Origin of the sequence: Streptomyces sp. NPDC090499, assembly GCF_044769305.1 — a bacterium.
GTDB lineage: Bacteria > Actinomycetota > Actinomycetes > Streptomycetales > Streptomycetaceae > Streptomyces.
On record NZ_JBIVXP010000003.1, the window covers coordinates 468,768 to 493,567 of the forward strand.

At 67.9% G+C, this 24,800-nt stretch carries 29 protein-coding genes; 1 reads left to right on the plus strand and 28 read right to left on the minus strand.

The genetic code is table 11. The annotated features are described in order from the left end of the window. Positions 1-24: 24 nt before the first annotated feature. The 4 genes from ACIQVL_RS14075 to ACIQVL_RS14090 are packed head-to-tail and all read right to left on the minus strand — an operon-like array spanning position 25 to position 6,402. Positions 25-1,890, minus strand: a complete 1,866-nt coding sequence (locus tag ACIQVL_RS14075) for a glycosyltransferase family 39 protein (protein WP_403475421.1) — start codon at positions 1,888-1,890, stop codon at positions 25-27. Beyond that, positions 1,887-3,758, minus strand: coding sequence for an ArnT family glycosyltransferase (locus tag ACIQVL_RS14080; RefSeq protein WP_403475422.1), 1,872 nt, complete (start codon positions 3,756-3,758; stop codon positions 1,887-1,889). The genes ACIQVL_RS14075 and ACIQVL_RS14080 overlap by 4 nt, the downstream gene beginning before the upstream one ends. Beyond that, positions 3,755-4,801, minus strand: a complete 1,047-nt coding sequence (locus ACIQVL_RS14085; RefSeq protein ID WP_403434244.1) for a glycoside hydrolase family 26 protein — start codon at positions 4,799-4,801, stop codon at positions 3,755-3,757. The genes ACIQVL_RS14080 and ACIQVL_RS14085 overlap by 4 nt, the downstream gene beginning before the upstream one ends. Continuing rightward, positions 4,801-6,402 (minus strand): glycosyltransferase family 2 protein, encoded by a 1,602-nt coding sequence (locus tag ACIQVL_RS14090; protein WP_403434035.1) that lies wholly within the window; start codon positions 6,400-6,402, stop codon positions 4,801-4,803. The genes ACIQVL_RS14085 and ACIQVL_RS14090 overlap by 1 nt, the downstream gene beginning before the upstream one ends. A gap of 331 nt (positions 6,403-6,733) precedes the next feature. Here ACIQVL_RS14090 and ACIQVL_RS14095 point away from each other — a divergent pair, with 331 nt between their 5' ends. Next, on the plus strand, positions 6,734-11,140 hold the full coding sequence (locus tag ACIQVL_RS14095; RefSeq protein WP_403475423.1) for a choice-of-anchor D domain-containing protein: 4,407 nt from the start codon (positions 6,734-6,736) through the stop codon (positions 11,138-11,140). A gap of 101 nt (positions 11,141-11,241) precedes the next feature. Here ACIQVL_RS14095 and truA read toward each other — a convergent pair whose 3' ends face one another. The 24 genes from truA to rplP form a co-directional block, all read right to left on the minus strand. Continuing rightward, entirely contained in the window at positions 11,242-12,096 is an 855-nt protein-coding gene (gene truA / locus ACIQVL_RS14100; RefSeq protein ID WP_403434029.1) for a tRNA pseudouridine(38-40) synthase TruA, read from the minus strand. Positions 12,097-12,239: 143 nt separating this feature from the next. Continuing rightward, entirely contained in the window at positions 12,240-12,764 is a 525-nt protein-coding gene (gene rplQ / locus ACIQVL_RS14105; RefSeq protein WP_403434026.1) for a 50S ribosomal protein L17, read from the minus strand. A 169-nt stretch (positions 12,765-12,933) separates the two neighbouring features. Beyond that, a complete protein-coding gene (locus ACIQVL_RS14110; RefSeq protein WP_003966937.1) occupies positions 12,934-13,956 on the minus strand; it encodes a DNA-directed RNA polymerase subunit alpha in 1,023 nt (340 codons plus the stop codon). Positions 13,957-14,098: 142 nt separating this feature from the next. Continuing rightward, complete coding sequence (gene rpsK, locus ACIQVL_RS14115) at positions 14,099-14,503, minus strand: 30S ribosomal protein S11 (RefSeq protein ID WP_003956432.1); 405 nt, start codon at positions 14,501-14,503, stop codon at positions 14,099-14,101. A gap of 70 nt (positions 14,504-14,573) precedes the next feature. Continuing rightward, on the minus strand, positions 14,574-14,954 hold the full coding sequence (rpsM, locus tag ACIQVL_RS14120; RefSeq protein WP_020135802.1) for a 30S ribosomal protein S13: 381 nt from the start codon (positions 14,952-14,954) through the stop codon (positions 14,574-14,576). A gap of 190 nt (positions 14,955-15,144) precedes the next feature. After that, positions 15,145-15,258, minus strand: coding sequence for a 50S ribosomal protein L36 (gene rpmJ / locus ACIQVL_RS14125; protein WP_003998809.1), 114 nt, complete (start codon positions 15,256-15,258; stop codon positions 15,145-15,147). Between the two features lie 61 nt (positions 15,259-15,319). Beyond that, positions 15,320-15,541 carry a translation initiation factor IF-1 gene (gene infA, locus ACIQVL_RS14130; RefSeq protein WP_003948620.1) on the minus strand — a complete coding sequence of 74 codons (222 nt, stop codon included), beginning with the start codon at positions 15,539-15,541 and terminating at the stop codon, positions 15,320-15,322. Between the two features lie 238 nt (positions 15,542-15,779). Further along, a complete protein-coding gene (locus ACIQVL_RS14135) occupies positions 15,780-16,166 on the minus strand; it encodes a hypothetical protein (protein ID WP_403434023.1) in 387 nt (128 codons plus the stop codon). Positions 16,167-16,309: 143 nt separating this feature from the next. Then, positions 16,310-17,146: a type I methionyl aminopeptidase gene (map, locus tag ACIQVL_RS14140; protein ID WP_403434021.1), complete on the minus strand. Its 837-nt coding sequence runs from the start codon at positions 17,144-17,146 to the stop codon at positions 16,310-16,312. Positions 17,147-17,274: 128 nt separating this feature from the next. Next, the gene (locus ACIQVL_RS14145; protein ID WP_403434018.1) at positions 17,275-17,940 is read right to left on the minus strand and encodes an adenylate kinase; all 666 of its coding nucleotides are present in this window, start codon (positions 17,938-17,940) and stop codon (positions 17,275-17,277) included. Next, positions 17,940-19,256, minus strand: a complete 1,317-nt coding sequence (gene secY / locus ACIQVL_RS14150; RefSeq protein WP_351957586.1) for a preprotein translocase subunit SecY — start codon at positions 19,254-19,256, stop codon at positions 17,940-17,942. The genes ACIQVL_RS14145 and secY overlap by 1 nt, the downstream gene beginning before the upstream one ends. 188 nt (positions 19,257-19,444) lie before the next feature. Continuing rightward, positions 19,445-19,900 carry a 50S ribosomal protein L15 gene (gene rplO, locus ACIQVL_RS14155; protein WP_003974249.1) on the minus strand — a complete coding sequence of 152 codons (456 nt, stop codon included), beginning with the start codon at positions 19,898-19,900 and terminating at the stop codon, positions 19,445-19,447. Between the two features lie 2 nt (positions 19,901-19,902). Further along, entirely contained in the window at positions 19,903-20,085 is a 183-nt protein-coding gene (gene rpmD, locus ACIQVL_RS14160) for a 50S ribosomal protein L30 (RefSeq protein WP_003974250.1), read from the minus strand. Between the two features lie 2 nt (positions 20,086-20,087). Beyond that, on the minus strand, positions 20,088-20,693 hold the full coding sequence (rpsE, locus tag ACIQVL_RS14165) for a 30S ribosomal protein S5 (RefSeq protein ID WP_003992370.1): 606 nt from the start codon (positions 20,691-20,693) through the stop codon (positions 20,088-20,090). A gap of 36 nt (positions 20,694-20,729) precedes the next feature. After that, on the minus strand, positions 20,730-21,113 hold the full coding sequence (gene rplR / locus ACIQVL_RS14170) for a 50S ribosomal protein L18 (RefSeq protein WP_089099426.1): 384 nt from the start codon (positions 21,111-21,113) through the stop codon (positions 20,730-20,732). Positions 21,114-21,116: 3 nt separating this feature from the next. Continuing rightward, a complete protein-coding gene (gene rplF, locus ACIQVL_RS14175; protein ID WP_046732374.1) occupies positions 21,117-21,656 on the minus strand; it encodes a 50S ribosomal protein L6 in 540 nt (179 codons plus the stop codon). Between the two features lie 24 nt (positions 21,657-21,680). Further along, positions 21,681-22,079, minus strand: a complete 399-nt coding sequence (gene rpsH, locus ACIQVL_RS14180; protein ID WP_089099428.1) for a 30S ribosomal protein S8 — start codon at positions 22,077-22,079, stop codon at positions 21,681-21,683. 240 nt (positions 22,080-22,319) lie between these two features. Continuing rightward, positions 22,320-22,505, minus strand: a complete 186-nt coding sequence (locus ACIQVL_RS14185; protein WP_003948630.1) for a type Z 30S ribosomal protein S14 — start codon at positions 22,503-22,505, stop codon at positions 22,320-22,322. Positions 22,506-22,510: 5 nt separating this feature from the next. Beyond that, positions 22,511-23,068, minus strand: coding sequence for a 50S ribosomal protein L5 (rplE, locus tag ACIQVL_RS14190; RefSeq protein WP_351709192.1), 558 nt, complete (start codon positions 23,066-23,068; stop codon positions 22,511-22,513). Further along, on the minus strand, positions 23,068-23,391 hold the full coding sequence (gene rplX, locus ACIQVL_RS14195; protein ID WP_030967306.1) for a 50S ribosomal protein L24: 324 nt from the start codon (positions 23,389-23,391) through the stop codon (positions 23,068-23,070). The genes rplE and rplX overlap by 1 nt, the downstream gene beginning before the upstream one ends. A 2-nt stretch (positions 23,392-23,393) precedes the next feature. Beyond that, a complete protein-coding gene (gene rplN / locus ACIQVL_RS14200) occupies positions 23,394-23,762 on the minus strand; it encodes a 50S ribosomal protein L14 (protein ID WP_003992364.1) in 369 nt (122 codons plus the stop codon). Between the two features lie 102 nt (positions 23,763-23,864). Further along, a complete protein-coding gene (rpsQ, locus tag ACIQVL_RS14205; protein WP_093499639.1) occupies positions 23,865-24,152 on the minus strand; it encodes a 30S ribosomal protein S17 in 288 nt (95 codons plus the stop codon). Then, complete coding sequence (gene rpmC, locus ACIQVL_RS14210; RefSeq protein ID WP_018564811.1) at positions 24,152-24,376, minus strand: 50S ribosomal protein L29; 225 nt, start codon at positions 24,374-24,376, stop codon at positions 24,152-24,154. Before rpmC ends, rpsQ begins: the two co-directional genes overlap by 1 nt. Then, the gene (rplP, locus tag ACIQVL_RS14215; RefSeq protein ID WP_030788270.1) at positions 24,376-24,795 is read right to left on the minus strand and encodes a 50S ribosomal protein L16; all 420 of its coding nucleotides are present in this window, start codon (positions 24,793-24,795) and stop codon (positions 24,376-24,378) included. Before rplP ends, rpmC begins: the two co-directional genes overlap by 1 nt. Positions 24,796-24,800: the final 5 nt, after the last annotated feature.

A 24,800-nucleotide genomic window follows, 5' to 3' on the forward strand; every position in this document is an offset into this window, starting at 1 on the left:
TTCCGGTGGTTCGGTGAATCCAGCTCAGACGTGCACCTTGCGCCTGGCGGCGTCGTCACGGGACGTCCCGTCCGTCGCCGCTCGCGTCCTTTCGAGGAGCACCAGCTGGAGGTAGTCGAGCTTCCGGGTCTTCACGACACGGAAGTCCTTCTGGATCACGGTCGCCGTCGTCTTCGGCATCCCGCTGAACGGCTGTCCGTCAGGCGTCGTCGACACCAGCCAGAGCCGCTCGCTCTTCGCCAGGCAGCTCGCCGGCTGCGGACACTCGGCCGCGTCGTACGAGCCCCGCTGCTGCGGAGTGCGGTACATCAGCACGTCCCGTGGCCGGCCGGCGTCGTCGCGCAGTTCGTAGGCCATGGCCCGGCGTTCCTGCAGCACGCCGCTGAAGACGATGCCGTCGCCCTTGCGCTGCTGGGCCTCGACGATCCGCGCGGCACCGCGGAAATCCGGCTCGCCCAGCGCGTTGTGATGAGCCTCGCGGATACCCGGCAACGACTGGAAGACGAGTCCCGCGACCGCGGCGACCGCCAGCACCCAGCCGAAGCCGCGACGCACCGCGCCGCCGGAGCCGGCCTTGACCCCTGCCACCGGACCGGCCAGGCGTCCCACCCCGACTGCCGTGAGCAGCACCCAGGCGGGCGCGGTGAACAGCAGATAGCGCGGCAGGAAGAGGTGCAGCTGGGCCGCGGTCAGGTAGGTCACCACCGGCGGCAGCACGATCCACACCGCCAGGGGCAGCGCCGCCCGGCCCGCGAAACACAGACCGACCAGGCCGAGCGCCATCACGGGCACGGCCACCGCCCAGGAACCGAAGAGGTTCTCGGGGAAGTCCACCAGGTCCTGGAACCCCGGGTTGTTCCACGCGATCTGACCGCTCTGCCCCGAGCCTGACATGGCCATCGGCATGACGAAGCACATGCCGAGGATCAGCGCCGCGGTGTAGGCCCAGCTGACGATCTTGTCGCCCGCGCGCCGCTTCTGTACGACCCACACCAGGTGGGCGCCGAGCACCGCGAGCGAGGCCAGATGGCTCCAGCCGATCAGCGGCACCGACACCGTGTAGGCGACCCACACCTTGAACGACGGCCGGTCCAGCGCCCGCGCGAGCAGCAGCGTCGACAGGAGCACCGCGGCGACCGCGAAGGGGTACGGCCGGATTTCCTGCCCGTACCGTGTGGTCAGCGGCAGGACGGCCAGGACCAGCCCCGCGAGGACACCCACCTGCGTCGTGAACAGCCGCCTGCCGAGCAGGGCGAGCAGACCGGCCGACGCCGCCATGGCCACCGCGCCCGGGACCCGCATCGCGGTCGGGGAGTCACCGGCCACCCGGATCCAGCCGTGCATGAACACGTAATACGGGGTGAACACCACGTCGATGCTGCGGATCAGCATGCTCAGGTCGTGGATCGACAGGCCGGCCGCCCACCAGGTGGCGTGTTCGTCCCGCCACAGCTCGCGGTCCCCGATCCCGTGCAGGATCAGGGCGAAGGCCAGCACGGTGGGCAGCAGAAACGTAACTGCAGCCGCGAGCCGCCCGCCCTTCGCGTCCTCGGGCGCCTCCTGGCCGGGCTCGGCCTCGACGGCCTGAGGACCGGCCTCCGGAGCCTCCGGCTCGGTGACGGCCGCCGCCGCGGGGGTTGTCCCGGCACCGGCATACCGGTCGGCTTCCGGGTACGGTGCCGGCCCGGCGTAGGGCCCGGATTCCGCGTAGGCCCCGGGGCCCGCTGGGGCACCCTGTCCCGGAGCGGCGTAGACGTCCTGACCGGCATGCGCCCACTGCCCGGCATAGGCGTCCTGGCCCGGATGTGCTTCCTGCCCCGGATACGGATCGTGCCCCCCGGGACCCTCGGCGTACCCTTCGTCGCGCCGGGCGAAGGCATCGAAACTCATCTCTTCACCCAGATCCGGTATGCGCCGTCGCCCTTGCTGGTGGTGAATCGCGTGACGGCGGCCAGGCGGTAGTGAGGGTTGCCGCGCAGCGCGTCCGTCACAGCGGTGTCGACGTCCGGCGTGACCGTCCCGCGCAACACGATGACGTCGAACTTCGCGTCCTTGACGGCGGCACCGTAGGCCTCGGGGCCCGAGTACCGCTTGCCCTTCTTGTCCGTGTAGTCCATGCCGAACGTGCCCTGCCACTGCGCGTAGCCGGTGACGTCCCGCAAGTAGTAGGCGGGGACCTCGTGCTCCTCGGCCAGGTAGGTGCCCTTGCGGTCGACCATGGGGCGCAGGACGGCCGTCATCTCGCGGGAGTCCGGGAAGCTGTAGTTCTGCTGCGACTGCACCATGCCGAACACGAGCGTCAGGACGTACAGCATGATCCCGAGCTGCGGGTGCCGGAAGTGCGGCCCGACGAGGCGCGAGATGCCCAGGCCCGCCATCGGTCCGGCGAAGAGCAGGCCGAAGCCCACGTGCTTGAAGAGCGAGACCTCGGTCTGCAGGTGGACCTGGTAGGCCGGGGCGAGCAGGGCGGTACCGGTGAGCAGCACGCCGAGCGCGACACGGCGGAACCGGCCGGGGCCCACCTGCTCGAGCCAGGGCATCTCACCCATGTACGGACGGATCGCGTAGGCGATGGAGCCGCCCACCGCCGTGAGGAACATCAGCCCGCCCCACTCGGCGCTGTGCTGCAGGAGCAGCGCCGCGGTGTCGGCCCCCTTGGCACGGTTGGTGGTGGTCTGGCTGATGCCGCCGAGCGATCCGGCGAAGAGGTATCCGGCCCCCAGCAGGGCGCCCATCGCCCCGCCGAGCAGCACTCCTCGCGCCAGCGCGCGCAGCCCGCGGTGGCGGTAGGCGGTCAGCACCGCCAGGACCACCAGGGTGGGCAGGTACAGGCCCGCCGCGTACTTGGTGGCGAAGGCGAGGACCGCCGGGGGCGCCGCGAGCACGACCGCCACGACCGGCGCACGGCCGGTGCGCACCACGATCCACGCGGACAGCGCCAGGAAGAAGATCGCCGCCGCGTCGAAGGTGGCGAAGTTGCCGAGGAACACGGTGGACTGGACGACCGAGAAGAGGGCGGCCGCGCCGATCGCCGCCCGGACGTCGAACATCCGGCGGGTCATCGCGTAGAGCAGGCTCGTCGCACCGAGCATGAACACCAGGCTGACGATGCGCACCCCGGCGAGCCCGGCCACGCTGTCGACCATCGCGGCGAGCACCGGGTACAGCTTCGGATAGCCGGAGAAGTAGCCCTCGAAGTCGCCCGGCACGGGGGTGCCGTGCAGGATGTTGCCGATCTCGTAGTGGCCCGCGAGGACGTACAGCGCCTCGTCCTCGAACGCGGTGCCGCGCAGCCGCAGCGACAGCCCGGCCTGGATGAGCAGGACGCACAGCAGCACCAGCCGCCCGAGCAGCCGGCCGCGCCCGGTGTCCACGGCCCAGGAGGACTCCAGGACGGGCGGCAGCACGTAGCCGGGCCCCTCCGGCTCGGGCTCGGGCGCCACCGGCACGGGGGCCGGCACCGGCTCGGCCACGGTGTACGTGGCGTACGGGTCGTAGGGCGCGAAGGTGTCGTAGGTCAGCTGGTCGGTGTACGCGGAGGTACGGCCGTCGAAGCGCCAGCTGCCGGTGTCGGTCACCTCGCCCTGCTGCGCCCCGGGGTGCATCTGGTGGGCGTACTGCTGCTCGTGCGACCACGACGGGTCCTGGGAGTGCGCGCCGGGCCACTGCACCCGCTGGTCCTGTCCGTACGGCAGGTCGTGCGCGTCGTACCGCAGTCCGGGGTCGTCCGCCCAGACGGGCGTGTGCCGGTCGGTCATGGCTTGGTCACATCGAATCCGAAGCTCGGGTCCGCGGCCTGTTTCCTGAAGGCCTGCTCGGACAGCGGCCCGCTGTTGATGCGCCAGTCGGTCTCCTTGTCGAAGTTGAACCAGACCAGCCCGACGACGTCGGAGCGCTCCGCGGTCCCGTGGAAGAGGTCCGCGATGTCGGCGGGCTTGCGCTCACCGGCCTGCGCCGCCGTCTCCGCGATGATGAATGGTTTCTTCGTGAAGGACCGGACCTGGCTCATCGTCGGCCCGTAGAGCGTCTTGTACGTCGACGGCCCGGTGGCCGCGTAGTAGCCGATGACACCGACCCAGTCCACGTAGTCGTCGCCCGGCCAGTACGGCTTGAGCTTCACCTTGGGCATCGGGTTGACGACGTTCGGGCTCCACACCCAGATGACCTGGGTGGCGCCCTCGTCGTCGAAGAGGTCGTGGATGTGCTTGAAGGCGGCGGTGAACTGCGCAGCCGTGGCCTTCTTGGTGCCCCAGGGGTACCAGGCGCCGTTCATCTCGTGCGCGAAGCTGATCGCCACCGGCAGGTTCAGCGCCTTGACGGACTGCGCGTAGGAGCGGATGTACGCATCCTCCCTGCCGGAGGCGATGTCCTTGAGGGAGGCGTCGAAGGGCTCCCAGGCGATGAAGGCCAGGGCACCGTAGTCCCAGGACTTCTGTACCAGCCGCGTCTCGTACTGGTCGCCCCAGGCCGAGTAGAACTCGATCAGGTTGGGCTTCTTGCCGCCCCGCTTCGCGAAGTCCGCGACGCCGGTCATCTTGGCGGGCGCGCCGTCGGCGGCCACACCCAGGTACCTCTTCGCGGGCCGCAGCAGCGGCCTTACGTCGTACGGCGGCTCGGCCTTGGCCGACGCGGAGGCCCCGGCGGAGCTGTCGGCACCCGGCTGGTCGCCCTGGGCGCGGTCGTATTCGTCGCGCCCCTTTTCGGAGAACGTGGTGCAGCCCGCCAGGAGAGCGCTTGCGAGCAGCGCGGCGGCGAGCATCCGCACGGGCCGAAGGATCCGTGCGGTGCGTGGATGAACGATCATGCGGTCGCTTCCTGCACTGCGCGTGCGCGCGGCTGGACGAGGGCGCGACCGACGACGATCGCGTAGAAGAGGCCTGCGGAGAGCATCAGGGCGAAGTCCGGCGGGTACTCGGTGAGCATCCGCCAGGCGGCGACGACCACCCACAGCACCGCGGTGCCGCCGGTCCACCCGACCATGCCGACCCACCAGCGGCGCATGCCGTTCTTCTTGGCGCCCTGCGATCCCGTCGGCTTCCAGCCCATGGGACGGCCGCGCAGCACGTCCCACACCGCGAAGACATGCGACCAGCCGTACATCAACCGCACCGCCCAGGCCTCCAGCCGGTACGGCGCGCGATGCCAGAAGGGCAGCACCAGCGTCACGTACGCCACGCTGGGCAGCACCCACATCGCCGCCTCGGCGCGCAGCAGGTCGGGGCGCAGGATCATCAGCGACAGCGGGATGACCGGCGTGAGGAAGGTCGCCAGAGCGGTCTGCAGGTAGTAGAGGAAACCCGAGATGTAGCACAGGCGGGTCTGGAACCTCAGGTCCATCTCCCAGAACCGCTTGCTCGTGAGCAGCTCGAGCGAGCCCATGCACCAGCGGTACTGCTGGTTGTGGAAGGCACCGGCGGTGTCCGGGCACACGCCGGCCGACAGCGCGACGGGCACGTAGCGCAGCTTCCAGCCCAGCGCCCGCAGGTCGAAACCGGTGTACATGTCCTCGGAGTGCTCGATCAGCGTGATGCCGCCGATCTCGGCGAGGGCCGCACGCCGGTACACCGCGCACGAGCCGACGCAGATCGAGCCGTCCTTGTCCTCACGGGAGGTCTGCACGGACCGGTAGAACTGCTCCTGCACCGCTCCCGCGCCGCGCTCGATCCAGTTCTGCCGGTCGGTGATCCGGAAGAACTGCGGCGACTGCACGATCCCGGTCCGCTCGTCGGCGTCCATGTGCGGCAGCAGTTCGTCGAGCAGGTCGGCGCGTGGCGCGAAGTCGGCGTCGAGGATCAGGATGTGGTCACCGTCGGTGATCCCGAAGGCATGGTTGAGGTTGCCGGCCTTCTTGAACCAGCCGCGGTTGGGCCGCACCACGTAGTGGAAGCCGAAATCCCGCGCCATGGCGCCGACCTCGGGGTCGTCGGCGTCGTCCAGCACGTACACCTTGACCACGCCCCGGTAGGTGCCCTTGAGCCGGTTCACGTTGACCCAGGTGTTGTGCAGAACCTCCAGCGGCTCGCCGCACACCGGCAGGAAGACGTCCACGCTCGGGTAGACGGCGGGCCGCCAGTCCCGTACCAGCTGCTTGTGCGCCTTGATGTCGAAGTCCTTGCTGAGCCCGTCCAGGTACAGCGAGATCAGGTAGTCCGCGACCACGAAGGCGAGCAGCGGCATCGTCAGCCAGAACCACGGGCTGGACGCCGTGAACAGGAACTGGCTGACCGCGAGACAGACGAAGCTGATCAGCGAACCCAGCGTCAGCACCCACAGGTGACGGCGCGTGTACGAGTACTTCTCGGTGTTGTCCGGCGGCAGCGGCAAGAGCCCATGGTTTTCGGACTCGCGTCTGCGCCGGTGCGGACGCTCAGCGCGCGCCGCAGGACTCAGTGCACTACTCATGACCCCCCCCAGGACCTTTGACGGCCCTGTGAACCCACCCTGAGCCCGGCTGCCCCAAAGTTGACTTTCAGCCAGGCCGCGAAATCATAACCGGATTTTCCGTGTGCGACGCAACGACTTTGTGAAGTCAGGGTTTCCCCACGCGCCACAGGGGTAGCAGTCGCGGCGCACAGCGTGACCCGGGCAGCCTCACCATGAACCCGCACCCCAACAGTGCGCAAATAAGCCAACTGATGGTAAGAACGACCACTCAGTCTTCACGTTTGCGTCGCGCCTGTGACCACTCCGGGCGCGATCTGTAGGGGGAGGTCCAGATTTGCCCGGGTTTTCCATGCCCGCACGCGGTGGCCGCCATCGCGACCGGCGGCGCAGATGGGTTTTCGCCACGGTGGCCGCGGCCGTCGCGGCACTGATCGGCACGACGATCGGCCTCGTGGCGGCCCAGGCCGACCAGACCACCCAGGGCGCCGACAACCTGCGCACCAACTGGGACCAGGACGAGTCCGCACTCTCTCCGGCGGTCGTCCAGTCGTCCGCCTTCGGCCAGCTCTTCGCGACGAAACTGGACGGGCAGATATACGCCCAGCCGCTGGTCGTGGGCGACCAGGTGATCGCGGTCACCGAGAGCAACACCGTGTACGGCCTCGACCGCACCACCGGCGCGATCGAGTGGAGCAAGAACTACGGAGCGTCCTGGCCGGCCTCGGCGATCGGCTGCGGCGACCTGACACCCAACGTGGGCGCGACCGCGACCCCCGTGTACGACCCCGCCACCAAGGCCCTCTACTTCACCACCAAGGTCGACGACGGAACCTCCACGCACCGCCACCCGACCTGGCTGATGCACGCGGTGGACCCGAGCTCCGGAGCCGAGCTCTCGGGCTGGCCGGTCACCATCCAGGGAAGCCCCAGCAACGACCCGAGCGTCAGCTTCGACGCCTACTACGAGCAGCAGCGCCCCGGCCTGCTGCTGATGGACGGCGTCGTCTACGCGGGCTTCGGCGCCCACTGCGACGCCTGGCCGTACCGCGGCTACGTGGTCGGCGTCAGCACCACCGAGCACAGCATCACCTCGATGTGGGCCTCGGTGACCGGTGCCAGCACGGGCGGCGCCGGCATCTGGCAGTCGGGCGGCGGACTGGTCTCCGACGGGTCCGGCCGGATCTTCTTCAGCACCGGCAACGGCATCAGCCCGGCACCCGGGCCGGGCAAGACCGTCCAGGGAACCCTGGCCGAGTCCGTCGTACGCCTCCAGGTCGGCTCGGACAACAGCCTCAGTACGGCCGACTTCTTCAGCCCGAGCGACGCCTCCACCCTGGACCTCAACGACCAGGACATCTCCTCGGGCGCCCCGATGGCGCTGCCGGACGGCTTCGGCACCAGCGACCACCCCCACCTGCTGGTCCAGCAGGGCAAGGACGGGCGGATCTTCCTGCTCGACCGCGACGACCTCGGCGGCATGGGCCAGGGCGCCCAGGGCGGCGACGCCGCGGTGAGCGTGTCCGGCCCCTACCAGGGCATGTGGGGGCACCCCGCGTTCTGGGGCGGCGACGGCGGCTACGTCTACGTCGTCGGCAACCAGGGTCCGCTGCGCGCGCTCAAGTACGGCGTGCGCAACGGCGGTACGCCCGCCCTCACCCTCACCGGCCAGAGCCGGGACACCTTCGGCTACACCAGCGGCTCTCCCCTGGTCACCTCCGACGGCACGGACGAGTCCAGCGCCCTGGTGTGGATGACCTCCGCGAGCAACGCCTCCGGAGCCGACGGCACCCTGCGCGCCTACAGCCCCACTCCCGACAGCAACGGTCTGCTCCAGCTGCTGTGGTCCGCGCCGATCGGCACCGCGACCAAGTTCAGCACGCCGACCGCCTACAACGGCAAGGTGTACGTCGGCACCCGGGACGGTGTGCTCTACGGCTTCGGCAGCCCGGCCAGGACCGCGCTCACGGCGGCCTCGCTGGACTTCGGCCAGGTCGGTGTGGGCGACAGCAGCTCCGCGACGATGAAACTGACTGCCACGCAGGACGTCAGCATCACCGGACTCAAGGCCTCCGGCACGTTCTCGGTCGACCCGTCCGCCGTACCCACCTCCGACCAGCCCACGGAACTGACGACGGACGCCACCCTGGACGTCCCGATCAGCTTCACCCCCACCGCCACCGGCGGCATCAACGGCACACTGACCGCGAATCTCTCGGACGGGCAGAAACTGGTCTTCGCCCTTCACGGCGTCGGCACCAGACCCGGCCTCGGGGCGGCACCCGCGGCCCTGGACTTCGGCGAGGTGCCCACCGGCAGCACCTCGACGCTGAACCTCCAGATCACCAACACCGGTACCGAACCGGAGACCATCGACTCGGTCGACTCGCCCGGCGGCGCCTTCTCCGCCTCGGGGCTGCCGAGCGAGGGGACGGTCGTACCGGCCGGCGGCTCGTTCGTGCTCTCGGTCACCTACACCCCGACCGCCGACCAGGTCGACAGCGACGCGCTCGTGGTCACCAGCAGCGGCGGCAGCGGCGCCACCCACACCCTGAGCGTGCCGGTCAGCGCGACCGCCATCACCGGACAGGGACACCTGGAGTTCTCCACGAGCTCACTGGACTTCGGCGAGGTCCCGATCGGCAGCTCCAAGTCGCTGTCGTTCACCATCACCAACACCGGCAACATCCCGGTGACGGTGACCAAGGCCAAGGCGCCGACGGGTGACTTCAACAGCGCGGTGCAGCTGTCGGAGGGCCTGATCATCGGCCCCGACCAGACCGCGGTGCAGAGCGTGACGTTCACTCCGCGTACGGCCGCGGATCTCAGCGCCTCCTACGAGGTCACGGGGACCGGGACCGACGACAGCGGCAACGCCCAGGGCGCCATGTACGTGGCGGTCAAGGGCACCGGTACCGGCTCCGCCACGACCACCTCGGCCGCCGACGGGCAGTGGCAGACCAACGGCTCGGCGGTGCAGGCCGACGGCGGCGGGGTCCAGCTGACCCCGGCCACCAGCGATCAGGCGGGCACGGCGGTCTACACCGAGCCGTTGCGCACCGAGGGTCTGCGGGCCACCTTCACCGCGAAGTTCGGCCCCGGCAGCGGCGGGAAGGGCATGACGCTCTCGCTGCTCGACCCGGCGAAGAACTCCGCCTCGGCACTGGGCGGGAGCGGTGACGGCCTCGGTATCGCGGGGCGACCGGGCACGGTGATCGCGTTCGCAACCGGGTGGAACGACACGCTCAAGGCGCAGAACTTCGTAGGCGTCGGCAGCAGTTCGGCCGACTCGTCGGCGATCGACTACGGGTCGACCGCCGTCCTCAGCACCTCTCTGCGCCAGGGCACGCACCAGGTCGACGTCCAGGTGGCCGCCGGCCATGTGTACGTCTGGATCGACGGGACGCAGGTGATGGACGCGACACCGACGCTGACGTCCACCGCGCTCCTGGCCTTCTCCGGCGCCACCGGCGGCAGCTCCGACGTCCAGACGGTGAGCGGCCTGGTCGTCAGCGAGGGGCCGCCCCCGGCGACGGACCCGAAGGCGACGACCTCACTCCAGCTCACCGCCCCGAGCACGGGTGTCCCGGGCAGGTCGTTGACCGTCGACGGCACCCTGGCCTCGTCCGCGGCGCTCGCCTCGGGCCAGACCGTGCACATCACGCGGAACGGGACATCACTGCCCGACGTGACGACGGCGGCGGACGGTTCCTTCACCTTCGGCGACACCCCGTCGGCAGAGGGCACCTACACCTACGCCGCGAGCTACGCGGGGGACGACACCCACGAGACGGCGAGCACCACGAGCCTCGTCCAGGTGTCCAAGGTGGCCACCTCGACCACGCTGACGGCCCCGGCCACGGCCTCCCGCACCGCGAAGCTGACCGTGTCCGGCACGATCTCCGGCTCGCCCTTCGCCGGCGGCGGGGTCGTCACGGTGACGAAGACCGACCTCGCGCACCCGTCCGGCACCGCACTCGCCAGTGCGAAGGTCGCCGCGAACGGTTCGTTCACCTTCACGGACACCCCGCAGATCGGCGGTGCCAACACCTACAAGGTGGCCTACGCCGGCGACACCTCGCACAGGCCGAGCACCCGCAGCGCCACCGTCCAGGTGTCCCGGGCCTCGACGTCCCTGACCATCACCAGTGACCACTCGACCTATGCGTACGGCCAGACCGCGAAGGTCACCACCCATCTCGGCACGACCTACAACAAGCGGACGGTGTCGATCTACGCCAAGCCGTACGGCGGCTCATCGGTCCTGGTGAAGTCGGGCACGGTGGACTCCCACGGCAACCTGGCAGCGTCGTACAAGCTCACCCGCAACACCACATTCAGCGCGGTGTTCGCCGGCGACTACCGGTACGCGCCGAAGACCGTCGCCCGAAGCGTCCAGACCCACGTGCGCGTCTCGGAGAAGCTCTCCGGCTACTACACGAACACGCACTACGGCAGCACGCTCTACCGGGTGTACCACCACACCGCCAAGGAGCAGCTCGACGTCACCGTCGCACCCAACAAGGCCGGCCAGTGCCTGAAGTTCCGTGTACAGCGGTACTACAGCGGCTCCTGGCACACGCAGACGACGACCCCCTGCTCCACGCTCAGCTCAACCAGCGCCGGCCGCCACAAGATGTCCCTGACCAAGTCCGTCAACTACAGGTACCGCATCGCCGCGGAGTACATCCACAGCTCCAAGGACACGACCAGTCTCAGCACCTGGGGCGCCTGGCAGTACTTCACCGTCAGGCAGTGAGCACGACCGACCCGGCTGAACAGCCCCGCCCTCGGCCAGCGGCCGAGGGCGGGGCTTCGTCCTTCGCGCGGATCACCTTCGGCAGGTCGCCGGCAGCCGGTTCAGCACCCGGCCACCGGCAGCGACCGCTTGTTGCGCGCCTCCTTGTTCCGCGCCGCGAGGAGTTCGTCCGCCGGGTAACCGACCTCCTCCAGCGTCAGCCCGTGTGGGCGTACGACATGGACCGCCGAGTCCCGTACGCCGACGGACAGCACCTTCCCCGGCCAGTCCGGTCCGCGGTGGCCGTCCCCGACGAACAGCAGCGCGCCGATCAGCGAGCGCACCATGTTGTGGCAGAAGGCGTCGGCCCGCACGGTGGCCGTGACGATCCCGTCGGTCCCCCGCCGAAGGCTCAGCTCCTGGAGCGTCCGGATGGTCGTGGCCCCCTCCCGGCGCTTGCAGTACGCGGCGAAGTCGTGCTCCCCCAGCAGCCGGGCCGCCGCCTCGTTCATGGCGTCCACGTCCAGCGGCCAGTCGTGCCAGAGGACGTGGTTGCGGAGCAGCGGGTCCACTCCCCCGGGGTGGTCGGTGACCCGGTACGCGTACCGGCGCCAGATCGCGGAGAACCGCGCGTTGAACCCCGCCGGCGCCTCGCCGACCGACCACACCCGCACGTCCTTCGGCAGCCGTCCGGCCAGCCGCTTGAGCAGCTTCTCCCGCTGCTCCGCCCACAGTTCCCCGGGCAGGTCGACATGCGCCACCTGGCCGCGGGCGTGCACCCCGGCGTCGGTCCGCCCCGCGACGGTCAGCTCGTACGTGGTCTCCCCCGACCGCGTCACCGTCCGCAGCGCATCCTCGATCTCCCCCTGCACGGTCCGCTTCCCGCCGGCCTGTTTGGCCCAGCCGTGGAAGTGGGTGCCGTCGTAGGACAGGTCGAGACGGACGCGGACATGGCCGGGCTGCACTTCGTCACTCACGCGGAGATCCTCTCAGGTAAACAAAAGCGGGCCCGTCCCGTGAGGGAACAGGCCCGCTCAAGCGCCCCGTCAGGGGCACGGGGAACTGCGCGACCAGCCGCAACGAACCCGCAGCCGCCGACCGGCAGTCCCCGGCCGAACGCTTACGCGTCCTTCGACTCCTCGGCAGCGTCCTCGGCCTCGTCGGCCTTGGTCACGTCGACCTTGGCGTCCTCGACCTCGACGGTCTCGGCAGCCTTGGTCTCCTCGGCGTCCTTGGCGGCACGCTTGGTGGCGGCCTCGGCCTCACCGGTCGCCTGCTGGGCGACGGTCAGGGCCTCCACCAGCTCGATGACAGCCATGGGCGCGTTGTCGCCACGGCGGTTACCGATCTTGGTGATGCGGGTGTAGCCACCGGGACGGTTCTCGTACCGCGGGCCGATCTCGGTGAAGAGCGTGTGCACGATGCTCTTGTCCGTGATGACCTGGAGCACCTGACGGCGGTTGTGAAGGTCGCCCTTCTTCGCCTTGGTGACCAGACGCTCGGCGTACGGGCGCAGGCGGCGGGCCTTCGCCTCGGTGGTGGTGATACGGCCGTGCTCGAAGAGCGACTTCGCGAGGTTCGCGAGGAGCAGCTTCTCGTGCGCGGCGCTGCCGCCCAGACGGGCACCCTTGGTGGGCTTCGGCATGGTTCTTCTCCTGTGTGTCTGCCCCGGCCGTGTCAGGTACCGGGGTCAGTATCCGAGCAGACGGTTGTCTGTCGGAGATCCGGGCGCCGTTTCAGACGCCCGGAGGGTCCGCGGCCCCGTAGGGGGCGCGGGGAACTGCGCGACCAGCCACAACGGACCGGCAGCCGAATCAGTACTGCTCGGTCTCCACGAAACCGGCGTCAGCATCGTCATCAGCCCCGAAGGCGTCCGCCGCAGCGGTCGGGTCGAATCCGGGCGGGCTGTCCTTGAGGGCCAGGCCCATGCCGGCCAGCTTCGCCTTGACCTCGTCGATGGACTTCGCACCGAAGTTGCGGATGTCCAGGAGGTCCGCCTCGGAACGCGCGACGAGCTCACCCACGGAGTGGATGCCCTCACGCTTGAGGCAGTTGTAGGAACGGACGGTCAGCTCGAGCTCCTCGATCGGGAGCGCGAGGTCGGCCGCCAGAGCCGCGTCCGTCGGGGACGGGCCCATGTCGATGCCCTCGGCGTCGATGTTCAGCTCGCGGGCGAGACCGAACAGCTCGACCAGGGTCTTGCCGGCCGACGCCATGGCGTCACGGGGACGCATGGCCTGCTTCGTCTCGACGTCGACGATCAGCTTGTCGAAGTCGGTGCGCTGCTCGACACGGGTCGCCTCGACCTTGTACGTGACCTTGAGCACCGGCGAGTAGATGGAGTCGACCGGGATACGGCCGATCTCCTGGCCCACCTGCTTGTTCTGCACGGCGGAGACGTAACCGCGGCCACGCTCGACCGTCAGCTCCATCTCCAGCTTGCCCTTGCCGTTGAGCGTGGCGAGGACGAGGTCGGGGTTGTGCACCTCGACACCGGCCGGGGGCGCGATGTCGGCGGCGGTGACCAGACCCGGGCCCTGCTTGCGCAGGTACATCACGACCGGCTCGTCGTGCTCCGAGGAGACGACCAGCTGCTTGATGTTGAGGATCAGGTCGGTGACGTCCTCCTTGACGCCCGGCACGGTGGTGAACTCGTGCAGCACGCCGTCGATCCGGATCGACGTGACAGCCGCGCCGGGGATCGAGGAGAGGAGGGTACGGCGGAGGGAGTTGCCGAGGGTGTAGCCGAAGCCCGGCTCCAGCGGCTCGATCACGAACCGGGAGCGGAACTCGTCGACGACCTCTTCGGTCAACGAGGGACGCTGAGCGATCAGCATGTGTGGATCAGATCCTTCTTTCGTGGACGCCCGCTATTTGACGCCCGACGGAACCGCACCCGTAAGAGCGCGGGTACTGCAAGGGTACGGGCGGCACGGCCCTTACGGAGCCGTACCGCCCGAGCAGCCCTGCGAAGCGAGGTCAGACGCGACGGCGCTTCGGCGGACGGCAGCCGTTGTGCGGGGTCGGGGTGACGTCCTGGATGGAGCCGACCTCGAGGCCCGTGGCCTGCAGGGAGCGGATCGCGGTCTCACGACCGGAACCCGGGCCCTTCACGAACACGTCGACCTTGCGCATGCCGTGCTCCTGGGCGCGGCGGGCAGCCGACTCGGCGGCCATCTGCGCGGCGAACGGCGTGGACTTCCGGGAGCCCTTGAAGCCGACGTGGCCGGCGGAGGCCCAGGAGATCACGTTGCCGGACGGGTCCGTGATGGAGACGATCGTGTTGTTGAACGTGCTCTTGATGTGCGCGTGGCCGTGAGCGACGTTCTTCTTTTCCTTGCGGCGCACCTTCTTGGCAGCGCCCTGACGACCCTTGGGGGGCATCTAGTAACTCCTACGGGGAGGTGGTCGGTCCTACAGCGAAGACCGCTGATGAAGCGTTGTCCGCTGCGGACTACTTCTTGCCCGGCTTCTTCTTGCCGGCGATGGCGCGACGCGGACCCTTGCGGGTGCGGGCGTTGGTGCTGGTGCGCTGACCGCGGACGGGCAGACCGCGACGGTGACGCAGACCCTGGTAGCAGCCGATCTCGACCTTGCGGCGGATGTCGGCCTGGATCTCGCGACGGAGGTCACCCTCGGTCTTGATGTTGTTGTCGACGTACTCGCGGATGGCGACCAGCTGCTCTTCGCTCAGGTCGCGCACGCGGGTGTTCGGGTCGATGCCGGTCTCGGCCAGCGTCTGCTGCGAGAGTGTCCGGCCGATGCCGAACACGTAGGTGAGCGCGACCTCCACGCGCTTTTCGCGCGGGATGTCAACACCGGAAACGCGTGCCATTCAATGGCTCCTGGTGATCATCGGAGGTCTTCCGCAGAACCGGTTCCCAGCCGCCGTATCAGGTACGAACTGGGTCCCCGGCCTCCGAACCGGGGGTGTCAGGCGCCGTGGCACCTGGGTTCTGCGTATGAACATGTTCAGCTTGCGTCGCGCGAATCTCTGCGATGGATGCAGAGGGATCGGTCCTGCGTCAGCCCTGGCGCTGCTTGTGGCGCGGGTTCTCGCAGATGACCATGACCCGACCGTGACGGCGGATCACCCTGCACTTGTCGCAGATCTTCTTGACGCTCGGCTTGACCTTCATGGGATTGAGGTTCTCCGGGTCAGTTGCCGGCGGCCCCGCTCGCGCGGGACGTGGGCAAGATCTACTTGTATCGGTAGACGATCCGGCCACGCGTCAGGTCGTACGGAGACAACTCCACCACGACCCGGTCGTCAGGGAGGATGCGGATGTAGTGCATACGCATCTTGCCGCTGATGTGTGCCAGGACCTGGTGGCCGTTCTGGAGCTCGACCTTGAACATGGCGTTCGGAAGAGACTCGACGACAGTGCCCTCGATCTCGATGGCACCTTGCTTCTTGGCCACGCTTCGCCCTTCGAATCGACTACCTTGATCGACTCACGAGGGGCATGCGGACATGCGGGTGCACGAGAGCCGACGAGTCAGTCTACGTCAGCGCCCAGAAAAAGACGAACTCACTCGTCCTGCGCACCTGCCCATGACAATGCCCCGCCCGCCGGCAGGTTATGCGCGGCGGACGGGGCGGGCAGGAGCGGCCGTTCCCCCGGCCGCCCCCTACTGCCTACTGCCTACTTCTCACTGCTCACTTCTCGACGGTCTCGCAGGCGGTGCCGTCGTCGTGCGTGCCGTCCAGAAGAGCCTGGACGCAGATGTCGGTGCCGTCCTTCCAGTTCGCGTTGATCGGGACCCGGAAGTAGGTGAGGTGGTTGCCGTTGTTGTAGTACGTCGTCAGCGGCGAGTACTTCACGTACCCCATCTTCTCGGCGTAGATCTTGAACTTGCCGTGGAACGTCTCGTCGCCCGAGTACGCCTGGATCCAGTTGACCTTGAGGCCCGAGCCGTCGACCCGGACACAGGCGGCGCCGTGACAGCCGGCCGCGGACGCGAACGCGGGCGCGGTGCCGGTCGTGATGGCCAGAGCGGCCGCCCCCGCGAGGATGCCGACCGTTCGCTTCAGAGTGGAACCCACCGTTTTCCCTTTCATCATGTGCATGACAGGGAAGCCGGCACAGCACTGCACGACCGCCCCCCTGCCGGTCGCCAATGATCTTATCCTCAAAGATCGAACAGAGGATCGATTCGAAGGGGGGCTTTGTGATCTCTTTACGATCTTCAGGCCAGCGGGTCGGGCGCCGCCGTGACCCCGTGCTCCGCCAGCTTCGCCCGGCCCCCGTCAGGAGCCGTCAGCACCAGCGGGCCCTCCTCGGTGAGGGCGACGGAGTGCTCCCAGTGCGAGGACCAGGTGCCGTCCGTCGTGATGACCGTCCAGTCGTCCTCGAGGACCTTGGTCCGGGGCGTCCCCAGCGACACCATCGGCTCGATGGCCAGGCAGAAACCGGGCACCAGCTTCGGCCCCTTGCCCCGCCGCCGGTCGACGTAGTTCAGCAGGTGCGGGTCCATGTGCATCTCGGTGCCGATGCCGTGGCCGCCGTAGTCCTCGATGATGCCGTAGCGGCCGCCGCCCGGCTTCGGCTGGCGGCGGATGTACGTCTCGATCGCCCGGGACACGTCCACCAGCCGGCTGCCCTGCTTCATCGCCGCGATGCCGGCCCACATCGACTCCTCGGTCACCCGGGAGAGCTCGATCAGCTCCGGAGCGTGTCCGGAGCCCACGAAGGCCGTGTAGGCCGCGTCACCGTGCCAGCCGTCGACGATCGCGCCGCAGTCGATGGAGATGATGTCGCCGTCCTTGAGGACGACGTCCTCCGAGGGGATGCCGTGGACGACCACCTCGTTGACGGACGTGCAGATGGTGGCGGGGAAACCGCCGTAGCCGAGGAAGTTCGGCTTGGCGCCGTGCTCGGCGAGGACCTTGCGGGCCACCTCGTCCAGGTCCTTGGTGCTGGCGCCGGGGACCGCCGCCTCGCGGGTGGCCGCGTGGATCGCCGCCACGACCAGGCCCGCCGCCCGCATCGTGGCGATCTGCTCGGGGGTCTTGATCTGCACCATGGGTGGCCTGCGCTCTCCGTACTCACGACAACAATCACGTCAACGTCAACGTCGGCGTCAACCGAACACGAACCCAACAGTACGGCCGCGGCACCCGAGGGGGCACCGCGGCCGGAACCGCCGAGGGACTACTTCTCGTCGTCCCCGTCACGCTTGAGCGCCTCCAGCGCGCGCTTGGTGACCTCGTCCACCGGGCCGAGGGCGGAGATCGTCGCGACCAGGCCCTGCGACTTGTAGTAGTCGATGATCGGCTCGGTCTGCGTGTGGTAGACCTCCAGCCGCGTCCGGACGGTGTCCTCGGAGTCGTCGTCGCGCTGGTAGAGCTCGCCGCCGCAGATGTCGCAGACGCCGTCGACCTTCGGCGGGCTGTACGTCACGTGGAACACGTGGTCCGCCTTGTTGCGGCACAGGCGCCGCCCGGCGATCCGCTTGACGACCTCTTCCTCGGGGACCTCGAGGTCGAGCACCGCGTCCAGCTTGATCTTCTCGGCCTTCAGCAGCTCGTCCAGCGCCTCGGCCTGCGAGACGTTGCGCGGGAAACCGTCCAGCAGGAAGCCGTTCGCGGCGTCCTCCTGCTCCATGCGGTCCTTGGCCATGGCGATGGTGACCTCGTCGGGAACGAGGTTGCCGGCGTCCATGTAGGACTTCGCGAGTTTCCCGAGCTCCGTCTTCTGGCTGATGTTGGCGCGGAACAGGTCGCCCGTGGAGATGTGCGGGATCTGCAGCTCCTTGGCAAGGCGAACGGCTTGCGTTCCCTTACCGGCGCCAGGCGGCCCGACGAGGACGATTCGCATCAGCGGAGGAACCCTTCGTAATTGCGCTGCTGGAGCTGGCTCTCGATCTGCTTCACCGTCTCGAGACCGACACCCACGATGATGAGGATGCTGGTCCCGCCGAACGGGAAGTTCTGGCTCGCCCCGAAGCCGACCAACGCCACTGTCGGTACGAGAGCGATCAGCCCCAAATACAGCGAACCCGGCCAGGTGATCCGGTTGAGCACGTACGACAGGTACTCAGCGGTCGGTCGGCCAGCCCGGATGCCCGGGATGAAGCCACCATACTTCTTCATGTTGTCGGCGACTTCCTCGGGGTTGAAGGAGATCGCCACGTAGAAGAACGCGAAGAAAACAATGAGCAGGAAGTACAGGGTGATGTACGTGGGACTGTCGCCCTGCTTGGTCAGGTTCTGCTCGATCCAGCTCTTCCAGCCCGAGTTGCCGCCCGCGAACTGCGCCACGAGGGCCGGGATGTACAGCAGCGACGAGGCGAAGATGACGGGGATCACACCCGCCTGGTTCACCTTGAGCGGGATGTACGTGGACGTACCACCGTAGGAACGACGGCCGATCATGCGCTTCGCGTACTGCACCGGGATGCGGCGCTGGGCCTGCTCCACGAAGACGACGAGGCCGACCATGACCAGGCCGATCGCGATGACCGAGCCGAACTCGATCCAGCCGTCGGCCAGGGTGCCCTGCTTCTTGATGGCCCACAGCGCGGACGGGAAGGTCGCGGCGATCGAGATGAACATCAGGATCGACATGCCGTTGCCGATGCCGCGGTCGGTGATCAGCTCGCCGAGCCACATCACGACGGCCGTACCGGCGGTCATGCAGACGACCATCGTGATCGTCGTGAAGATCGACTGGTCCGGGACGATGCTCGACGCGACCGAGCAGCCGTTGAAGAGCGCGCCGCTGCGGGCGGTGGCGACCAGACCGGTGCCCTGGAGGATGGCCAGGGCCACCGTCAGGTACCGGGTGTACTGCGTGATCTTCGTCGTACCGGCCTGGCCCTCCTTCTTCAGGGCCTCCAGGCGCGGGATGACCACGGTCAGCAGCTGAAGGATGATGCTGGCCGTGATGTACGGCATGATGCCCAGCGCGAAGATCGTGATCTGCAGCAGCGCGCCGCCACTGAACATGTTGATCATGCCGAAGAGACCCTGGTTGCCAGAGGCCTCCTTCACGCACTGCTGCACCGACGTGTAGTTCACACCCGGGATCGGGATGTGCGTACCGACCCGGTAGACCACGATGATGCCCAGCGTGAAGAGCAGCTTCTTGCGCAGGTCGGGCGTCCTGAACGCCCGGGCGAACGCGGTGAGCACGGTGCCTCCTGCGACCCCCGCGCAAGTGCGTCAAGGGTGACGGTCTTGAGGTTCGACGAATGGGAAAAAGAACAGTGCTGGCCACCTTACCGGCCGCACTGCCCCCCTAGGAACGACCAACCGGGGATACCCCATTGTGAGGTATCCCCGGTTGGGATTCGCTTACGTCATCGAGACGTCCGAAACGATCAGACGAGCTCGGTGACAGTGCCGCCGGCGGCGGTGATCTTCTCCTTGGCGGAGCCGGAGACGGCGTCGACCGTCACCTGCAGCGCCACGGAGATCTCACCCTGGCCGAGGACCTTGACGAGGCTGTTCTTGCGAACGGCACCCTTGGCGACCAGACCCTCGACGGTGACCTCGCCACCCTCCGGGTACAGCGCGGCCAGCTTGTCGAGGTTCACGACCTGGAACTCGGTCTTGAACGGGTTCTTGAAGCCCTTCAGCTTCGGAAGACGCATGTGGAGGGGCATCTGGCCACCCTCGAAGCGCTCCGGAACCTGGTAACGGGCCTTCGTACCCTTGGTACCACGACCAGCCGTCTTACCCTTCGACGCCTCACCACGACCGACACGGGTCTTGGCGGTCTTGGCGCCCGGGGCGGGACGGAGGTTGTGGATCTTGAGCGGGTTGTTCTCCGCCATGATCAGTCGACCTCCTCGACCGTCACGAGGTGGCGGACGGTGTGCACCATGCCGCGGAACTCGGGGCGGTCCTCCTTGACGACCTGCGTGTTGATGCCCTTGAGACCAAGGGAACGCAGGGTGTCACGGTGGTTCTGCTTGCTGCCGATGTAGGACTTGACCTGCGTAATCTTGAGCTGCGCCATGATTACGCACCCGCCCCGGCACGCGCACGGAGCAGAGCCGCGGGGGCGACGTCCTCCAGGGGCAGACCGCGGCGGGCCGCGATCTCCTCGGGACGCTGCAGGCCCTTCAGGGCCGCCACGGTCGCGTGCACGATGTTGATCGCGTTGTCGGAGCCGAGCGACTTCGACAGCACGTCGTGGATACCGGCGCACTCGAGCACGGCACGCACCGGGCCACCGGCGATAACGCCGGTACCGGGGGACGCGGGCTTGAGCAGGACGACGCCGGCAGCCTTCTCACCCTGGATCGGGTGCGGGATGGTGCCCTGGATACGCGGGACCTTGAAGAAGTGCTTCTTGGCCTCCTCAACGCCCTTGGCGATGGCGGCCGGCACCTCCTTGGCCTTGCCGTAACCGACACCCACGGTGCCGTCACCGTCGCCCACCACGACCAGCGCGGTGAAGCTGAAGCGACGACCACCCTTCACAACCTTGGCGACGCGGTTGATCGCGACAACGCGCTCAACGTACGCGGTCTTCTCGGCGGCAGCAGCGCCGCCGTCACGGCCCTTCCGGTCCCGCCGCTCGCCGCCACCGGCACCGCCACCGCGGCGCTGGGGTCCAGCCATTGGATTACCTCTCTCTTTCCGCTAGCTACAAGCGGCTCAGAACTTGAGCCCGGCCTCGCGGGCGGCGTCCGCCAGGGCGGCGATGCGCCCGGCGTACTGGTTGCCACCACGGTCGAACACCACGGCCTCGACACCGGCGGCCTTGGCACGCTCGGCGACCAGGGCGCCGACCTGCTTGGCCTGCGCGGACTTGTCACCCTCGCCACCACGGACCGAGGTGTCCAGGGTGGACGCCGACGCCAGGGTGTGACCCTTGATGTCGTCGATCACCTGGGCCACGATGTGGCGGTTGGAGCGGGTAACGACCAGACGGGGACGCTCCGCCGTACCGGAAATGTTCTTACGGATCCGGATGTGACGGCGCTTGATCGCGGCGCGCTTGTAGGCGTCGCCCTTGAGGATCTTCTGTCCGTATGCCATGGCTTACTTACCCGCCTTTCCGACCTTGCGGCGGATGACTTCGCCCTCGTACTTGACGCCCTTGGCCTTGTACGGGTCGGGCTTGCGCAGCTTGCGGATGTTGGCCGCGACCTCGCCGACCTTCTGCTTGTCGATGCCCTCGACCGAGAAACGGGTCGGAGCCTCGACCTTGAAGGTGATGCCCTCGGGGGCCTCGACCAGGATCGGGTGGCTGTAACCGAGCGCGAACTCGAGGTTCGAGCCCTTGGCGGTCACGCGGTAACCGACACCGCTGATCTCGAGCTTCTTCACGTAACCCTGGGTCACGCCGGTGATCATGTTCGCCACCAGCGTGCGGGACAGGCCGTGCAGGGCCTTGCTCTGACGCTCGTCGTTGGGGCGGGTCACCGCGAGAGTGCCGTCCTCGCCCTTGGCGATGTCGATCGGAGCGACAACGGTGTGGGTCAGCTCGCCCTTGGGGCCCTTGACCTTCACCGTGCGGCCGTCGATGGTGACGTCCACGCCGGCGGGAACCGCGATGGGGAGCTTGCCGATGCGCGACATAGCTGTTTCCTCCGTTCCCTTCTGCTACCAGACGTAGGCGAGGACTTCCCCACCCACGCCCTTCTTGCCGGCCTGCTTGTCGGTGAGGAGCCCGTGCGACGTGGAGATGATCGCCACGCCGAGGCCGCCCAGCACCTTCGGCAGGGAGGTGGACTTCGCGTACACCCGGAGACCGGGCTTGGAGATCCGCTTGATGCCCGCGATGGAGCGCTCACGGTTGGGACCGAACTTCAGGTCCAGGACGAGGTTCTTGCCGACCTCGGCGTCCTCGACCTTCCAGCCCGTGATGAAGCCCTCCTGCTGGAGGATCTCCGCGATGTGAGACTTGATCTTGGACGCCGGCATCGTCACGGAGTCGTGGTATGCCGAGTTCGCGTTCCGCAGACGAGTCAGCATGTCTGCGATCGGATCAGTCATGGTCATGAATTGGCCTTCGGCCTCTCTCGCCGGGGTTTCCTGGTGCGCCATCCCTCTCCCCGATCCGGGACGGGACGGGTGCGGCGCGGTGGACCTACGGCGTAGTAAGCAAACATTTGTGGGCCCTGCCCACGGGCGTACGGGCGACCGTCAGGCGCCCAACCCTCCAAGCCTAAGCCATGGAAGGGAGGGCGCCTGACACGCCCATTGCTTACCGAGAGCCTCTGGAATCCCTAAAAAGCGGGATTACCAGGAGCTCTTGGTCACGCCCGGCAGCTCGCCACGGTGAGCCATCTCACGAAGGCACACGCGGCACAGGCCGAACTTGCGGTACACGGAGTGCGGACGGCCGCAGCGCTGGCAGCGCGTGTAGCCACGCACACCGAACTTGGGCTTGCGGGCGGCCTTGGCAATCAGAGCCTTCTTCGCCATCTCGCTCACGCCTCCTTGAACGGGAAGCCGAGGTGACGAAGGAGCGCACGGCCCTCAGCGTCGTTGGTCGCCGTGGTCACCACGGTGATGTCCATACCCCGGGTACGGTCGATCTTGTCCTGGTCGATCTCGTGGAACATGACCTGCTCCGTGAGACCGAAGGTGTAGTTGCCACGGCCGTCGAACTGCTTGGGGGACAGGCCGCGGAAGTCGCGGATGCGCGGCAGCGCGAGCGACAGGGTGCGGTCCAGGAACTCCCACATGCGGTCGCCACGGAGCGTGACGTGGGCACCGATCGGCTGACCCTCACGCAGCTTGAACTGCGCGATGGACTTGCGGGCCTTGGTGACCTGCGGCTTCTGGCCGGTGATCGTGGTGAGGTCGCGGATCGCGCCGTCGATCAGCTTGGAGTCGCGGGCGGCGTCGCCCACACCCATGTTGACCACGATCTTGACGAGGCCGGGGATCTGCATGACGTTCTCGTACTTGAACTCGTCACGCATCTTGCCCGCGATCTCCTCGCGGTACTTCAGCTTCAGACGCGGAGCAGTGGTGGTAGCCATCAGATGTCCTCACCCGTCCGCTTGGCAACGCGGATCTTGTTGCCTTCGTCGTCGAAGCGGTAACCGACACGCGTGACGACCTTGTTGCCGTCCTTCTCAACGACCAGCTGGACGTTGGAGACGTGGACGGGCGCCTCGGTCGTGACGATGCCGCCGGCCTGCGAACCGCGAGCGGTCGGGCCGGCCTTGGTGTGCTTCTTGACCCGGTTGACACCCTCGACCAGGACCCGGTCCTCGCGGGGGTAGGCCGCGATGACCTTGCCCTGCTTGCCCTTGTCCTTACCGGTGATGACCTGGACCAGGTCGCCCTTCTTGATCTTCATGCTTACAGCACCTCCGGCGCGAGCGAGATGATCTTCATGAACTTCTTCTCGCGCAGCTCACGGCCGACCGGGCCGAAGATACGGGTGCCACGAGGGTCGCCGTCGTTCTTGAGAATGACAGCGGCGTTCTCGTCGAAGCGGATGTACGAGCCGTCCGGACGGCGGCGCTCCTTGACGGTGCGAACGATGACCGCCTTGATGACGTCACCCTTCTTCACGTTGCCGCCGGGGATCGCGTCCTTGACGGTGGCGACGATGACGTCACCGATGCCCGCGTAGCGGCGACCGGAGCCACCGAGCACACGGATGCAAAGGATCTCCTTCGCACCAGTGTTGTCGGCGACGCGCAGTCGCGACTCCTGCTGGATCACGTCTATCTCCTGTTTGTCTGCCGGTTCCCGGCAGGGGCCTCAGTGAAGAGAGCCCCTGCCGAGCCTGGCGGAACTGTCCTGCGAGGGATGCCTCGCAGGAAATTACTTGGCCTTCTCGAGGATCTCGACGACGCGCCAGCGCTTCGTCGCGGACAGCGGCCGGGTCTCCATCAGGAGGACACGGTCGCCGACGCCCGCGGCGTTCTGCTCGTCGTGCGCCTTGAGCTTGTTCGTACGGCGGATGACCTTGCCGTACAGCGCGTGCTTGACGCGGTCCTCGACGGCGACGACGACGGTCTTGTCCATCTTGTCGCTGACGACGAGACCCTCACGGGTCTTGCGGAAGCTGTCGCGCGCCTCGGTCTTCTCAGTCACATTGCTCTCGCTCATCAGGCGTTCTCCACCGTTTCGATGCCCAGCTCACGCTCGCGCATCAGGGTGTAGATCCGCGCGATGTCCTTGCGGACCGCCTTCAGACGGCCGTGGTTCTCGAGCTGACCCGTGGCCGCCTGGAAGCGGAGGTTGAACAGCTCTTCCTTGGCCTCGCGGAGCTTGCCCAGAAGCTCCTCGTTGCCCAGCTCGCGCAGCTCGGACGCCTTGGTACCGGCCGACATCACGCTTCACCTGCCTCGCGCTTGACGATCCGGCACTTCATCGGCAGCTTGTGGGCTGCGCGAGTCAGGGCCTCACGGGCGATCTTCTCGTTGGGGTAGGACAGCTCGAACATGACCCGGCCCGGGTGCACGTTCGCGATCCACCACTCCGGAGAACCCTTACCGGAACCCATGCGGGTCTCGGCGGGCTTCTTCGTGAGCGGGCGGTCCGGGTAGATGTTGATCCAGACCTTGCCGCCACGCTTGATGTGGCGGGTCATCGCGATACGGGCCGCCTCGATCTGGCGGTTGGTCACGTACGCCGGCGTGAGGGCCTGGATGCCGTACTCGCCGAACGCGACCGTCGTACCGCCCTTGGCCTCACCGCGACGCTTCGGGTGGTGCTGCTTGCGGTGCTTGACCCTACGGGGGATCAGCATGTCGG